Origin of the sequence: Providencia alcalifaciens, assembly GCF_020271745.1 — a bacterium.
In the GTDB taxonomy this organism is placed as follows: Bacteria; Pseudomonadota; Gammaproteobacteria; order Enterobacterales; family Enterobacteriaceae; genus Providencia; species Providencia alcalifaciens_B.
The window spans coordinates 3,310,201-3,325,067 of the sequence record NZ_CP084296.1 but is presented as its reverse complement, the minus strand read 5'-3'; the positions used below and the strand labels follow the sequence as shown (position 1 = coordinate 3,325,067).

At 41.1% G+C, this 14,867-nt stretch carries 12 protein-coding genes; 5 read left to right on the top strand and 7 right to left on the bottom strand.

Annotated elements, in window-relative coordinates; genetic code table 11:
- Positions 1 to 118 precede the first annotated feature (118 nt).
- Positions 119 to 466, top strand: coding sequence for a RidA family protein (locus tag LDO51_RS15340; RefSeq protein ID WP_036948225.1), 348 nt, complete (start codon positions 119 to 121; stop codon positions 464 to 466).
- A gap of 91 nt (positions 467 to 557) precedes the next feature.
- Here the strand turns inward: LDO51_RS15340 and LDO51_RS15335 are convergent, their stop codons facing one another.
- The 3 genes from LDO51_RS15335 to mdtJ form a co-directional block, all read right to left on the bottom strand.
- Positions 558 to 2,789 (bottom strand): autotransporter domain-containing protein, encoded by a 2,232-nt coding sequence (locus LDO51_RS15335; protein WP_225575252.1) that lies wholly within the window; start codon positions 2,787 to 2,789, stop codon positions 558 to 560.
- Positions 2,790 to 3,327: 538 nt separating this feature from the next.
- The gene (gene mdtI / locus LDO51_RS15330; RefSeq protein WP_225575251.1) at positions 3,328 to 3,660 is read right to left on the bottom strand and encodes a multidrug/spermidine efflux SMR transporter subunit MdtI; all 333 of its coding nucleotides are present in this window, start codon (positions 3,658 to 3,660) and stop codon (positions 3,328 to 3,330) included.
- A 1-nt stretch (position 3,661) separates the two neighbouring features.
- The gene (mdtJ, locus tag LDO51_RS15325; protein WP_225575250.1) at positions 3,662 to 4,090 is read right to left on the bottom strand and encodes a multidrug/spermidine efflux SMR transporter subunit MdtJ; all 429 of its coding nucleotides are present in this window, start codon (positions 4,088 to 4,090) and stop codon (positions 3,662 to 3,664) included.
- Positions 4,091 to 4,744: 654 nt separating this feature from the next.
- Here mdtJ and pdxK point away from each other — a divergent pair.
- Positions 4,745 to 5,593, top strand: coding sequence for a pyridoxine/pyridoxal/pyridoxamine kinase (gene pdxK / locus LDO51_RS15320; protein ID WP_225575249.1), 849 nt, complete (start codon positions 4,745 to 4,747; stop codon positions 5,591 to 5,593).
- A gap of 170 nt (positions 5,594 to 5,763) precedes the next feature.
- Entirely contained in the window at positions 5,764 to 6,027 is a 264-nt protein-coding gene (locus LDO51_RS15315; RefSeq protein WP_225575248.1) for a hypothetical protein, read from the top strand.
- Between the two features lie 61 nt (positions 6,028 to 6,088).
- On the opposite strand, the gene zwf is transcribed toward LDO51_RS15315, so the two are convergent.
- Positions 6,089 to 7,564: a glucose-6-phosphate dehydrogenase gene (gene zwf / locus LDO51_RS15310; protein WP_225575247.1), complete on the bottom strand. Its 1,476-nt coding sequence runs from the start codon at positions 7,562 to 7,564 to the stop codon at positions 6,089 to 6,091.
- 458 nt (positions 7,565 to 8,022) lie between these two features.
- On the opposite strand from zwf, the gene LDO51_RS15305 reads away from it, so the two are divergent.
- Together LDO51_RS15305 and pyk are read left to right on the top strand one after the other, a co-directional pair.
- A complete protein-coding gene (locus LDO51_RS15305; RefSeq protein ID WP_224061010.1) occupies positions 8,023 to 8,868 on the top strand; it encodes a MurR/RpiR family transcriptional regulator in 846 nt (281 codons plus the stop codon).
- A gap of 201 nt (positions 8,869 to 9,069) precedes the next feature.
- Complete coding sequence (pyk, locus tag LDO51_RS15300) at positions 9,070 to 10,512, top strand: pyruvate kinase (protein ID WP_225575246.1); 1,443 nt, start codon at positions 9,070 to 9,072, stop codon at positions 10,510 to 10,512.
- A 93-nt stretch (positions 10,513 to 10,605) separates the two neighbouring features.
- Here the strand turns inward: pyk and LDO51_RS19790 are convergent, their stop codons facing one another.
- From LDO51_RS19790 to LDO51_RS15285, 3 genes are read right to left on the bottom strand one after another with little or no spacing between them, the layout of a single operon-like run.
- On the bottom strand, positions 10,606 to 11,628 hold the full coding sequence (locus tag LDO51_RS19790) for a fimbrial protein (RefSeq protein WP_225575245.1): 1,023 nt from the start codon (positions 11,626 to 11,628) through the stop codon (positions 10,606 to 10,608).
- Positions 11,629 to 11,636: 8 nt separating this feature from the next.
- Entirely contained in the window at positions 11,637 to 14,150 is a 2,514-nt protein-coding gene (locus tag LDO51_RS15290; protein WP_225575244.1) for a fimbria/pilus outer membrane usher protein, read from the bottom strand.
- A gap of 3 nt (positions 14,151 to 14,153) precedes the next feature.
- On the bottom strand, positions 14,154 to 14,828 hold the full coding sequence (locus LDO51_RS15285) for a fimbrial biogenesis chaperone (protein WP_225575243.1): 675 nt from the start codon (positions 14,826 to 14,828) through the stop codon (positions 14,154 to 14,156).
- Positions 14,829 to 14,867: the final 39 nt, after the last annotated feature.

Sequence of the window (14,867 nt, the reverse complement as noted above, 5' to 3'; positions counted from 1 at the left end):
CACACTTTACCATGAGTTCAAGATGGCTGCTGAGCTAATTATCGTTTCATCAATGAACTGATTTTCATCATAGTAGCAAACTGATATCCTTGGTCAGCATTGATAATAAGGAACAATTATGACTATTGAACGCATTGACCCAGATACCCGTTGGTCTGAAGCTGTTATCCACAATAACGTGGTCTATTACACTAGCGTCCCAGAAAAACTGGATGGCGACATTATTATTCAAACCGCAGATACCTTAGCCGCTATTGATGTTATGTTAGGCCGAGTAGGTTCTGATAAAAGTAAAATTTTAGATGCGACTATCTTCCTTGCCGATAAAGCGGATTTTGCTGGCATGAACCAAGCGTGGGATGCATGGGTTGTTGCGGGTAGCGCGCCTGTTCGTTGCACGGTGCAAGCGGCTCTGATGAAACCAGAATATAAAGTTGAGATCAAAATCGTTGCGGCGATTGATTGATGTATTTGATAAATATTTGAAGCTTGATTAAGACTTGAAGAAAGAGGGCTAAATGCCCTCTTTTTTTACTTATTTATTTTGAGCTTATTTATCACCAATGGTACGAATAGCTTAACCCTGCTTGAACACCATCATGGTTATAATCCGTTTTTTGCCATCCTGCATCGGCGCGTAATGTGGAGTTTTTCGTTACATTCACATTAACCCCTGCTGTCACATATGGCGTAACACTTTTCTCTGAGCCTTTATCATAGGCATAAGCGCCGATGTACGGTATATACCCAGTAAACGCATCACGGTCGCTATTCAATTTAAATGCGCTACCCACTTTTCCATCTAACGTGACTACGTCATTGAAATGGTGATCCACTCGAATACCAAGGTCGATATCTGTACGCTTGTTGCCCATACGCCCATATTGCGCAGCAAATTCCGCTTTTTTCGCTTCAGAATACCCACTGCGATTAATATCTTTATAGGTCAATGCCACTTCAGGTAGCAATTGAGTCTGAGGTGCAACGGAAATTCCGTAACCTGCACTTAAGCGTGCTTGATAGCCTTTGATAGTCGCGTTGCCTTCCCCACCTTCCGTATTTTGCAAGGTATCACGCGTGATCACTAAGCCTTGGCTCAGGTATGATGCCGACAAATCTGCATAGAGACCTTCATTATTACGGTTTTCTTGATAGCGAATATAACCGCCCACCGCAGGATGATTGCTACCACGAGTATCATAATTGCTAGTGAGTGTTGTGTTATTGGCAAAGTTCATCGCCACACCAACAGTCCAGTTTTCTGCTGGTAAACGCAGTGTTCCATTCAGTCCCGTAGCCACGCGATGGTTGCTTGATACGGTGTCATATTGAGTAAATAGCCCGACACAGTAGTCGTCCTGCCCTAATTGACAGCGACTTGAGCTGAGTGTCTCTAAGCTATTCTGGTAGAGATCGAGCACTTCAAATCCACGACTCGCGGTACGAGACATTGCGCGGCTGCTATTGGTCGCATCTACCGTCACAATCGTCGGTTTGGTCGGGTCGATTGGCTTAGTTGGGTCGACTGGTTTTGTTGGTGTACCTTTAATTTTCCACAAAACAGCATGGCTTTCACCACTGTCTGTGATTGAAGTTCCAGCTACCACCAAGCCATCATCCGATACCGAATACGCCGTTGCATTACCAAGGTTATCGGATTGCAATGTGCCCAAATTCACCATACCGGTTGCTTCAGTCCAGCGGAAAGCCTGCATATATTGATTAGAATCCGTATACGACTCCCCAACAATCACTGAACCATCACTTGAGAGATCATAAGCTTCTGAATGACCTGAATTGTCTGACTTTAATGTTCCCAGACCTTTCATACCTTCTTTTTCCGTCCAACGGAATGCCATTGTGGAATTGCTGTCATAATCAGAATCAGAATCCCCAACAACAACGGAGCCATCTCTGGATACATAGTCAGCACCTGAATGCCCAGAGTTATCGGCGCGTAACGTGCCTAAACCCACCATTCCTGTTTTTTCAGTCCAACGGAAAGCATGACCATCCCCACTGTCTGTATCAGAAGAACCCACGACGACTGAACCATTAGCAGATACGCCATTTGCTGATGAAATTCCTGAATTATCCGACGTTAGTATCCCCAAGTCAGTCATGCCCGTTTCTTTACGCCATCTGAAAGCATGCGTATTTCCTGAATGGGTACTTGCATCGCCCACCACAGTTGAACCATCAGCGGATAATCCATTAGGATCGGAAGTTCCTGTATTATCGCCTTTTAATGTTCCCAGCCCGACCATACCTGACTCTCGAGTCCAGATAAACGCGACAGAGCGCTTATCGTCCACTGACGCTTGCCCAGTAACTACCTTCCCATCATCAGAAACGGCTTGGGCATACGAACCGTTAATACCATCCGTACGTAAACTACCTAAGCCTTCCATTCCGCCACTTTCAGTCCAGATATATGCACTTCCTCGCCCATCATCTGTACTCGAATAACCAATAATCGTAGAACCATCCTTTGAAACACCATTGGTTGACGCGTGACCGCTGTTATCAGCTCGTAGCGTACCTAAATAAATAACGCCTTTATCTTGTGACCAACGGAAAACACCTCCTCCGAATTCATTTTTAGAGCGTTTATTTCCCGCAATAACCTTTCCGTCGCCTGAAATCGAAAGATCTTCAGAATCAACACCAGAACCAAGACCGATATCAATCTTTTTCTCAATTTCGAGCTTATTATTCGCAGAATATCCTTGAAACGTTAATAATGAAATTCCAACAGCTACTGCCAGACTTAATTTATTTAACTTCATAATATTTTTCGCATAATTTTGTTATTATGAGAATTTAAATTAATTATCAATTCTCACCATGAAATTCAATTGAAACCACCCATTTTTAAATCAGAGAGAATAGTATCACTTAAGAAGGATTAAATATATTATCAAAATCAAAAATTGAAATTAAATAGAACGATGATTAACACAACGAACAACACTCTTTAAATCACAACTATCCATTTGAAATATAATAATTTTTTATTTTATTATTCAATTTTAATTAATTATTGAATAAGTTGAATTAAAATATATTCTGATTTTAAGAATTTTCCGCAAAATATACAATCCATCATTCTCTATATAAATCCAATATAACTATAAAATTGAAATAAAATAATTGATTGATCGTGGAATGTTATACGTTTGTTTGAAGTGTAATATTCTATAAATGTACGGTTACTAAGTGTATTAAATTAAAGAGAGGAAAATTAAGTGAAGTCATTAGGCTGAATATAATTAAATATACCTAATGACTTCGTTAACAGTATGCCTTTGTTGAGCAAATTATCCGTTACGACATTTTAATCAGCACCATACCGATAAGCAGCAATACTAACCCACTCCAGCCTTTATAGTTTAGGCGTTGATTAAACAGGATCCAGCCGGCAGCGACTGTAGCGATTAAACCGAATGCTCCCCATAATGCATAAGCCACTGACAGTTCGATTCCCTTCACTGCCTGCGCCAATGCACTAAATGCCCCTAATACAGCGACGAGAGACAAAATCCCTAACCAATAACGTCTAAAACCATCCGACATTTTTAAAAATACGTTGGCAAGAATTTCCAGTACCACTGCGAGGATCAAAAATGCCGCATGCCACCACTCAAATTGACTGGCCATATTACACCTCCGATTTAGCGGTATTTGTCACTAAAGCTCGGGCTTTGGCGGAATCAACCGCGTTTTTTGCAGCTTGTTTGACTTTCTGAGCTGACTGGCTAACAGTCGCTTTTTTGGTCCCTGATTTGATCAAAGCAATACCCGTGATCAGGAAAACTAATCCACCAACTTTCATCGGTGACAGCGATTCCCCAAACCACAATACGCTGAACGTCGTAATTAACAGAACACCGACACCTTCCCACATGGCATAAGCAACACCCAATGCCACTTTTTTTACCGCAACCGCCAGTAAAATATAGGAAGTCGCAATCATCACATACATCACCGCCATACCCGTGAAATCACCGCTGACACTGGCATGTTTCATTGATAATGTACCAATGACTTCAGTCACGATAGCAAATGCTAAAAATATCCAATAAATCATTATAGTATCCCTCTAGATACAGCTTCGCCATAGCCTGTTTTTTGAACAAGATAGAAAGGCAATTAGCTTAGTGGTTAAGCTTTAAGCTGTTTAAATTCAAATAAAAACAAAAGAATGCTGATTTTATTCAGCAGATTGAATAATCTAGAAGGACGCTATAATGCGCCACACCAGTGATGCTCACTGGAAAGAATAGCGGAAAGGAAAAGCTTGTGTGTTGATCTTCTTTGGGACTTACTGATCTTTATGCTAGTCACGCTAAGCATGATATCTCATTCATTTCATCGGATGGACATCCATCCAAGTTACTCCGAACCCTCATATAATTGTTAGTTTCAAGCTATTTCTACCACGCTAAAATTATTAAGTCAATGAATGCAAACGTTTTTTAAATCACTCATCTTTATGCATAAATATTCATTAATATGCTAAGTAATACAGTGGTAGCGTCTATTTTGCGAATAATTCCGTTATTTTCCTCGCATTTATTTTTAGAAGATCTAAGCAAAAAAATTTTTTATTACCCTTTTTTATGCTGTTAGCATCCCATTCAATATGAATTTTTTCGGTTACCATTGACAATCAACGCCAACACGCTTCTTATCGTGTTATCCGTTAAAAAATAGCAATAATGAACACCAATAAGAGAGAGTCATGGATACCTTTACGCTCACGTCAAATAGCTTTCAAAACGCCGCCGATGCCACCCCATTACCTTATGATGTCGTCTCCATTCAATCACAAGTTGTGTATGGCAGTGTGGGTAATAGCATCGCTGTGCCGGCATTGACCAAACAGGGATTACGCGTTGCTGCCGTTCCCACCGTTATTCTAAGCAACACTCCCCACTATGCCACTTGTTATGGTGGAGAATTACCCGGTGAATGGTTTCGCGGTTATTTACAAGGCTTCGTTGAGCGCGGTAGCTTAAACAGCGTGAAAGCCATTTTAACGGGTTATTTAGGCTCCCCAGATAAAGCTCACGACCTTGCAAATTGGCTCGCCTCTGTGCGTGAGCAACACTCTAAAATGCCGGTTATTGTCGACCCTGTCATGGGAGATGAAGATAGTGGCTTTTATATTCCTCCAGCAATTGCCGATGTTTATCGTCATGAAGTCATCCCACTCGCGACGGGGATTATCCCGAACAAATTTGAACTTTCCACACTCAGCGGGCAAGAGATCAACAACCTAGACGATGCCACCCGTGCAGCGCGTTCATTGCTCAAAGGCCACACTCAGTGGGTCATTATTACGAGTGCTTTCCAACCTGATGATGAAAGCATTGAAGTGGTTTGTGTCACTAAACAGGATGTTGCCGTTATTCGTCACAAACGTTACCCTGTCACACCAAAAGGAACTGGCGACCTATTCGGTGCTGAGCTTACTGCTCAATTATTATCCGGCTTATCGGTTCCTGATGCAGCCAAAATGGCATGTTTGCGTATCGAGCAAGGTATCATTCATATGGCTGCGACGGGTCGAAGTGAATTAGTGCTTTAATTGAAAAGGTGCTTTATTAAATCAACGCGCCATTAAACAAATGCGTTAGTCTGAACAAAATCGATGGTTATCATGAATACTCTTCTCGATAACCATCACATTATTAAAGAAATATATCACGATACACGGCAGACTCTTCATTCAATAACACCATAATGAAGGGATTTAAAATGCCATTGACCTCCTGTTTTTCAAAACAAAAAACAACCTCAAATAACCCAACGATATGTCACTCAAGCATCAAACTAGTCGACCTCAAAATCATAAATGAATTAAAGAGTTATCCGATGCTTAAAATCACAAACTCATCGCTTTCATTTGAATTAAAACAGGGTGGAAAAACGTTAGTATTTAATCAACATGAAGTGAAGTGGTTAGCAGAAATTTCTATCGCGGAAAGAATAAAAAAAGATAAAGAAGAAAATATTAGCTAAAAAAATGGCGGGGATTCAGCCTCCCCGCCATTTCATGATTCTATTTTATAAAGATAAAATATTACTCAAACTCATTCCACGAGCGACCATCACGAGCAATCATTGCTACCGACGCAATTGGCCCCCAGGTTCCCGCTTGGTACGGCTTAGGCGCGTCGTTATCCATTGCCCATGCTTCCATAATAGAATCTACCCATTTCCATGCTTCTTCCACCTCATCACGACGCACAAACAATGCCTGAATACCGCGCATGGCTTCTAATAATAAACGCTCGTAAGCATCCGCAAGATGCGTTTGGTTGAAGGTTTCGGAGAAACTCAAGTCCAGTTTAGTGGTCTGTAAACGGTGTTTATGATCCAAGCCCGGCGCCTTGTTCATAATTTCAATATCGATCCCTTCATCTGGCTGTAAACGAATGGTCAATTTGTTTTGTGGTAAATCTTGGTAGCTTTCAGAGAAAATATTCAGTGCTGGCTTTTTAAAATAGACCACAACTTCTGAACATTTTGCAGGTAAACGCTTACCAGTGCGCAGGTAGAATGGGACACCTGCCCAGCGCCAATCATCAATATCCACACGCAAAGCCACGAAAGACTCCGTTTGGCTCTGCTTATTCGCGCCCTCTTCTTCTAAGTAGCCCGGTACTTTCTTACCTTGCACAAAGCCCGCGGTATATTGACCGCGTACCGCTTTCTCACGCACGTTTGTGTGGTCAATACGACGTAAAGAACGTAGCACTTTCACTTTTTCATCACGAATACGGTCAGTGGTTAAGTCTGCCGGCGGTGACATGGCGATCATCGTTAAGATCTGCAGTAAATGGTTTTGCACCATATCACGCATCTGGCCAGCTTGGTCAAAGTAACCCCAACGACCTTCGATACCTACCTCTTCCGCAACGGTGATCTGCACATGATCAATGGTACGATTATCCCAGTTATTGATAAACAGGGAGTTTGCAAAACGCAGTGCCAGTAAATTTAAAACCGTTTCTTTACCCAGATAGTGGTCAATTCGGTAAACTTGGCTTTCATCGAAATATTTAGCCACTTCGTTGTTGATCTGCTGGGATGAGGCTAAATCGGTGCCTAATGGCTTTTCCATTACCACGCGGTTAGGTTGCTTATTCAGCCCTGCATGACCCAGTCCCTGACACATTTCACCAAATGTGCTTGGTGGCATTGCGAAATAGTGGATAGCCGGTTGGGTATCTTGCTTAAGCATATCGGCTAAACGGACGAAGTTATCTGTTTCACTGACATCTAAATTGCAGAAATCTAAACGTGCACTTAAACGCTCCCACAAAGCAGGATCTAACTCTTCTTTCAAAAAGTCATTTAATGCTTTTTGCACAAATTCTACATAATCGCTCCGTTCCCATTGGGCACGACCAACGCCGATAATACGAGTATCTGGATGGATATAACCTGCTTTTTCCAATTGATACAGTGATGGAAGTAACTTGCGACGTGCTAGGTCACCTTTAGTGCCGAAAATAATCAGGTCACAAGCTTGAGCAGCATTATGTACCGCCATGTTGGTTCTCCTCAATCTGCGGAATTTAGAAACTATCTGATTAGAGCCCAGAGAAAAATAAGGGAGTAATTCACTCTAATGAGATAGGTTCTGAATGTCGTTTTATAAAAATACAATCGGTTGCCCGCTAATGTACCCGTTTGCTACTGCTCAGTAAATATTGATGACGCTGGTCACAGTTTTTATGATGAAAAATACAGCATACCCAGACATCAATAAAATTTTTTATCACTGAATGCTTCCAGCTTTGTTAGAAAATCACGGTTTATGTAGTGAGTTTACCAAGTTGAAAATTAGATACGGGTCATATTTTCGTAAAAAAGCCATTAGTTACGCTCAGTGGATAGATAGCTTACAGCCAACACGTAGTATATTTTCAGTCATATCCGGATGTTAATGCCACCATACTCTGATGGCAGAAATATTTCTCCTTTTGTTGAAATAGGCACTTTTGCTATATGAATATTTTAGAACAAATGAAAACTAGCCTCGATTTTTTGAGTAAATCAGAAAAAAAAGTGGCGGAAGTCATTTTAGGCATGCCCCAAAGTGCTATTCATCTCAGTATAGCGGCGTTAGCCCAACTGGCTGATGTCAGCGAGCCTACCGTCAACCGATTTTGTCGAAAAATGGAAACCAAAGGGTTTCCTGACTTTAAATTAAAACTAGCTCAAAATCTCGCCAATGGCACGCCTTATGTTAATCGCCATATCGAAGAGACTGACACCGTCAATACTTATACCCACAAAATTTTCGAGTCCGCGATGGCAGGGTTAGATAATGTCAAACATACCCTCGATACTCATGCCATTAATCGCGCGGTTGATTTACTCACTCAAGCGCGAAAAATCAGCTTTTTTGGGTTTGGTGCTTCTGCGGCAGTAGCCCACGATGCGATGAATAAATTTTTCCGTTTTAATATTCCAGTCATATACTTTGATGATATTGTCATGCAACGCATGAGCTGCATCAATAGTAGTGAGGGGGATGTGATTGTGTTGATTTCTCACACAGGACGCACAAAAGCCTTAGTCGATATGGCGCAACTCGCTCGCCATAATGATGCGACGGTCATCGCAATTACCTCGGAAGGCTCTCCTCTCGCCAAAGAAGCCAGTTTATCCATTATTATTGATGTCCCTGAAGATACGGATATGTACATGCCAATGGTCTCCAGAATGGCGCAGCTTGCCGTCATTGATGTATTAACCACTGGATTTACTTTGCGTAGAGGTGAAAAATTTAGAGATAACTTGAAACGGGTCAAAGAAGCATTACGCGATTCGCGGTTTGATAATGTCTGAAAGATGAAAATGACAATGTTAAAAGAGGTTTCTTAATTCTACCGGGCTCCAAAGAGTTTTTATTCTCCCGATGGCTTTAAGAAATTTGCTGTATATAATAGCTGTGCTCGTGTCAGCACCCCTATTTGCAGTAAATAGGTTTCGAAATGGAGTGAAATGGTTTCACTTATATTTGTACCATTACAGGTCACGGAGTAATACATGTCTAGACGGCTTAGAAGAACTAAAATTGTTACAACCCTTGGCCCAGCAACCGATCGTGATAATAATCTAGAAAAAATTATCAATGCTGGGGCTAACGTTGTTCGCCTTAACTTCTCTCACGGAACTCCTGAAGACCACATGGCTCGCGCAAATAAAGTGCGTGAGATTGCGGCTCGATTAGGGCGTCACGTCGCTATTCTTGGGGATCTACAAGGTCCGAAAATTCGTGTTTCTACTTTTAAAGACGGTAAAGTTTTCCTCAATGTTGGTGATAAATTCACGCTGGATGCCTCATTAGGTAAAGGTGAAGGCGACCAACATAAAGTGGGTATCGACTATAAAGGTCTGCCTGCTGACGTAGTGCCTGGCGATATTCTCCTACTGGATGATGGTCGCGTGCAGTTAAAAGTTCGTGAAGTGCAAGGCTTACAAGTCTTCACCGAAGTGACTGTCGGTGGGCAACTTTCCAACAATAAAGGCATCAACAAACTCGGTGGTGGTTTGTCCGCAGAGGCGCTGACAGAAAAAGACAAAGCCGACATAATTACCGCCGCTAAAATCAATGTGGATTTCTTAGCTGTCTCTTTCCCTCGCTCTGGTGAAGATCTGGCTTATGCTCGCCGTTTAGCACGTGATGCAGGCTGCGAATGCCAAATCGTCGCCAAAGTTGAACGTGCTGAAGCAGTCGCAACTGACGAGATCATGGACGAAGTGATCCTTGAGTCCGACGTTGTGATGGTCGCTCGTGGTGACTTAGGGGTTGAAATTGGTGACCCTGAACTAGTCGCTGTACAGAAAAAATTAATTCGTCGTTCCCGTCAATTGAACCGCGTGGTGATCACTGCAACTCAAATGATGGAATCCATGATCACCAACCCGATGCCAACCCGCGCAGAAGTGATGGACGTCGCAAACGCGGTCTTAGATGGCACTGATGCAGTGATGTTGTCGGCAGAAACAGCAGCAGGGCAATACCCAGCTGAAACCGTTGCCGCAATGGCGCAAGTCTGCTTCGGCGCAGAAAAAATGCCAGGACTAAATATTTCTAAACACCGTTTAGATACAGAGTTTGAAAACTCTGAAGATGCTATCGCAATGTCTACCATGTACGCTGCTAACCATCTGAAAGGTGTAAAAGCCATCATTGCGATGACTGAATCAGGTCGTACCGCACGCATTATGTCGCGAATCAGCTCAGGTTTGCCGATTTTTGCGATGTCTCGCCATGAAAAAACGCTCAATCAGTGTTCACTATACCGTGGTGTTACGCCAGTATTATGTAGCACACATACCGATGGAATTGCAGCAGCAAGTGAAGCTATCGCACGTCTACGAGACAATGGTTATTTAATGGTTGGCGATACAGTTATCGTGACACAAGGTGACCAAATGGGCACCATCGGCAGCACCAATACCTGCCGTATTTTAGTGGTTGAGTGATCGTTTAGCCGTTGAATGATCGTTTAGCCGTTGAATGATTGTGTAAGCGTTCTATTCATTGAGGGAGCTAAGGCTCCCTTTTATTTTGGCATCTCAATGATATTGCAGATTAAATTGCAGCGTTCCATCCGCCTTTCCACCGCGTGTTTTCTCTGCCGTTTGAATATAGGACGCTTCTAGCGGAATAATATAGTGTTGCGCCTTATTGGAACGGGAAATTTGCATCATTTGATTGAGTTTAATCGGCTTTCCTCTGTGTTTAATTTGAATACCGAAGCCTTTCGCCGTTTCTTGATGATTCGGATTATTGAGTGCAATCGTTCCTTCTAGCCCACTGGCGTCAGCCGTTCCCATAAAATGGATCTTTATTGGTGAAGACTCATCGCATTCAAGCTCAATTTTGAATCGTTTACGGCTATTCGCCACTGTCACCCCCACCTCATTTGCACCTGACTTTTCCACCTGACCAAACGCGACATTGATCACCCGATTTTTAACTTCACACCCATTGGCAATCACATTGATAGGTGACAACCAAATTTTTGGCTCAACATTTCCAAACACATCCTGAGTAATAAACTTGTTATTAAATACAATAAACATCGCAGCACTAGTTGCTTGTAATAATTGAGTATTCACTTGAGGACGGATTTTATAGAATGCCGCTTTCAAGGTAACACTGTAATTACCACTTGATTCGCTACTTGGGCACAGTAAGCGATTCGCTGGATTCCCATCACGGTGATTTTTACCATTCACATATCCCCTCGCTGAACACGGGCTATTAACTGAACCGTGTAATGCAAAGCCGATACCTGATAAGCCAATTTCCTTAATAGCACCGACCCCAGCAATCTGATAATGGTCGTCAAATATACCAGGTAAATTAATCCCCACTCGAGTTGTCCCCGACTCATTCCACCACACCCAGGGCGTATAAGTTCCCAGCTCTATTGTCGCAATATGTGTGTTGACGGGCATACTTTTGGGGACATACAGTGCTTGAGAGATAGGTACCGTGTAAGATGAAAATTCTGCTCGGTAATCTGCGAGAAGTCTTGGTGAGAACAGCAACATGATAGCGTAGATGGTGCCGGAGATAGCAAACTGTTTCATAAGCCTCCTTATTGGCAAGTCCCTTCAATAAATTGGATATTTGGATTATTCAAATCAATCTGAAGAGGAAATTTGCACTGCTGCGTATACACATCTCCCCACTTAACTTGAACGATGCTCTGCTCAGGAACACCACTTAAGTAGACTTCACCTTCATTCGCGACAATGCCCGATGAGACAATATGCTGCTGTGCGAGAATATTAACTTGGGTGCCAAACCCCAGTAACTGGTTATTTTTTTTCAGTTTTAATAACACTCGCCCACCACGCTTCGCTTTAAGATCCACCAAAACAATTGCACCGCTTGTGGGAATAACGGTCGCTGAGCTCAATTCCACATCATCATTACCCTTTAACGTCGAAGTATCCACGCTCACTTTATTACGTTCATAGCGCGTTAACATGGGGACCACTGCATACCCTTGCCCATTGGTATGCAATGAAGGCACGTTATTCACTTTCAAATGACCAATATCTTGGGCTTTAATCAGTCCAATGGCATCAGAAAATGCCCGTGAAGCAGTCACACCATCTTGATGAAATAACAGTGCTCCTGTCGCCGCAGCATGGGTAGTTTGATATTCAGAGGCATAATCCCAACCAGCGCCAAATTCACCATAAGAGGTTAAGTAATTACCACGAATACCATGACTGAGCTGTTGATTTTTATGATGATATTGTTGAGTGATATCATATTGTAATTGGTTGGAATTGAAGGCTGAGCCATTCAGGCTAAATGTACTTATTCCCCCGGCATTGTCGCTCGTGTTGTAGCTATAAACACCCCAATAAGCATTTTCTTTCCAACGAAATGGCATACTGCAATTAAAGGAAAACAACCTATCCACCCTATGGGGATTATTTTGCTCAGAATGGGAATAGGAAAAGCTGTAATTAATAGATTGATACTGAGAGCCAAAACTGACTGTAAGGTTATTATCGGAGCCTGACTGCCCCCAATACTTTTGCTGGTATCCATTAATATTTAAAGATCCCCATTTCCCTAAAGCTTGACTCAAAGCAATCTGTAACCGTTGTTTCTTGGGTATTCGATCAACGCCAATGGCTTGAAAAAAAGCATGGTTTATATCTGGCTCTAAAGCGTATTGAGCTGATAAATTCAGTCCCGTCGCTGTATTTTGAATATATTTAATATATTGAAAACGGTAGGTTTGCTCAGTCATCTTTGCATATTTCTGCCATTGTGCTTGTGAGTATTTCATATCCAGTGAAATACCTCCTAAATAACCTAAACTCAGTCCAGTTCCTAAAACATAAACTTGTTTATCTTCTGAAATAAGCGTGCCACCTAATAACGACACATTGCCATAATTAGCTAAATTGATTGGCAGACCATAGATCCCAGAAAATTGAATAAAATAAGGCTGTTGCCCTCCTTCTTCTTCCCGATATTTTCCAAGTTCAATGCTGTATTTTAATGAACCGTCCCTTTGCATAATGGGGGCATTGGAAAAAGGTTGGATAAATGTTCTTGTTGTTCCATTTGCTTCAGCGACCGTAACCTGTAAATCTCCACTGAACGACGTAGGATAAAGATCATTCAATATAAACTCACCAGCAGGTACCGACGTTTGATAAATAATCTGGCCATTTTGATGAACAGTGACCACAGCATTGGTATTTGCAACCCCATTAACTACTGGAGCAAATCCACGGCGACTTTGCGGTAACATGCTTTCTTCAGACATCAGCTTTATACCGCGATATTGAAAAGCATCCATGATCCCGTTATCAGACGCAGTTTCTCCAATAATTAAATGGCTTTTAAAATCTCGAATATCCCGTTCTAAGAAAGTTTGCAAGCTATGCAACATAACCTTTTCACTCGTATCATTGTAATAACTGTGATTACGTAACCTCCAAGCACCCCAGTTAATTCCATTTCGTAGGCCTACATAAATATTTTTTTGGCTGTTTGGCCTTCCCCAAGCTCGGTTAAACCGTGCGGAATAGTTAACAAACATCCCGTTGATCCCATCGTCCCATTCAGTGACGTCAATATAGCCTCTGCTCGCCATTTTCATAGCAATTTGAGGAATGCTAATATTCAATCTGTTTGAAAAGAAATCATGGCGAATGTCACTACCATCAATTGAATGCTTAATATCGAAAAATTTGTTGGTTGAGGAGATTTCATTTTCTTCTAATAACATTGAGGGTTTTACACCCCAACTAATTAGCTGTTCTTTTTTTATCTTAGGTTTTAGTTTCCCCTCTTCATTATCGTAAATAAATTCAATCCATTCGTCGGCGATTTTATTTCCATTAACATAAATATTAACCTGGTAGTTACCGGGAAGTTGCCCTTCTGTTTTAGATAGATAATTTAATAATGAAGGGTCAGATAGCTGATTTTCAATTCCTGTATTAATTGCATTGATATCGAAAACCTCACTCGCATAGAGGATTGATGAAAATCCAACGGATGAAAAAAATGTAATATTAATAAAAGCGATTTTTTTACTATAAAACCAATTTTTAATTAAATGGTGTTTTCCCATACACTAGCTCTTGGTTATTTTCTTTTCTACAATAGCACCATAGTCATTAATAAATTCGACAGTAACTGCATGCCCCTTATCCATTCTTTTTTTTAAAATATAATCATCTACCCATGGGTAGACCATTTTTGTTCCTTTTATGGATTCCCCATTAATTAAAATGCTTTTAATTGATAAATGATACGGTGTCTTATTGTTTATTTTTATACCATCACGCTCCTTTGTTAATATTACATTTTCCAAATTAAATGGTTCAATATCGTTTGAACGTAGGAAAAGTTTAAACTGGGAATTGATAATGATTTGCAATTCATTTTCAATACTCTCATCTTTAGGAGGTATTGACTTTATATTTAATAAAAATATTTTTTCTTGATTAGATGAAAGAGGCTGACCTAAATATGCAATTCTTGCCGCCCCGTAACTATTCGGTTCAATACGAAATAAAGCAGGAGTTGCAATAAATGGCGCTTTAATATTTTCATTAAACCCCGTCACCCAACTTTGAATTAAAAAAGGTTTTTTTTCATTACTATTAAATATTGGAACTGAAACTTCTCGTTTATTATCCATATAAACAAAACGAGTTCCGCCAACGCTAATTCCTGTAGCTAAAGATAAACTAGATGAAGAAACCAAATGAAAAAATAGAAAAAGAATAGCAAAAAAAATTTTCATATAAATGCCAAAATAGAAAGGAAATTAGGATGATTAAAA

What these genes read in the sequence shown, in the direction of transcription:
- LDO51_RS15290 (WP_225575244.1), bottom strand. Translation starts at nt 14,150, where the DNA reads ATGGGAAAACACCATTTAATTAAAAATTGGTTTTATAGTAAAAAAATC.
- LDO51_RS15305 (WP_224061010.1), top strand. Translation starts at nt 8,023, where the DNA reads ATGAATATTTTAGAACAAATGAAAACTAGCCTCGATTTTTTGAGTAAA.
- mdtI (WP_225575251.1), bottom strand. Translation starts at nt 3,660, where the DNA reads ATGGCCAGTCAATTTGAGTGGTGGCATGCGGCATTTTTGATCCTCGCA.
- zwf (WP_225575247.1), bottom strand. Translation starts at nt 7,564, where the DNA reads ATGGCGGTACATAATGCTGCTCAAGCTTGTGACCTGATTATTTTCGGC.
- pyk (WP_225575246.1), top strand. Translation starts at nt 9,070, where the DNA reads ATGTCTAGACGGCTTAGAAGAACTAAAATTGTTACAACCCTTGGCCCA.
- mdtJ (WP_225575250.1), bottom strand. Translation starts at nt 4,090, where the DNA reads ATGATTTATTGGATATTTTTAGCATTTGCTATCGTGACTGAAGTCATT.
- LDO51_RS15315 (WP_225575248.1), top strand. Translation starts at nt 5,764, where the DNA reads ATGCCATTGACCTCCTGTTTTTCAAAACAAAAAACAACCTCAAATAAC.
- LDO51_RS15285 (WP_225575243.1), bottom strand. Translation starts at nt 14,828, where the DNA reads ATGAAAATTTTTTTTGCTATTCTTTTTCTATTTTTTCATTTGGTTTCT.
- LDO51_RS19790 (WP_225575245.1), bottom strand. Translation starts at nt 11,628, where the DNA reads ATGAAACAGTTTGCTATCTCCGGCACCATCTACGCTATCATGTTGCTG.
- LDO51_RS15335 (WP_225575252.1), bottom strand. Translation starts at nt 2,789, where the DNA reads ATGAAGTTAAATAAATTAAGTCTGGCAGTAGCTGTTGGAATTTCATTA.
- LDO51_RS15340 (WP_036948225.1), top strand. Translation starts at nt 119, where the DNA reads ATGACTATTGAACGCATTGACCCAGATACCCGTTGGTCTGAAGCTGTT.
- pdxK (WP_225575249.1), top strand. Translation starts at nt 4,745, where the DNA reads ATGGATACCTTTACGCTCACGTCAAATAGCTTTCAAAACGCCGCCGAT.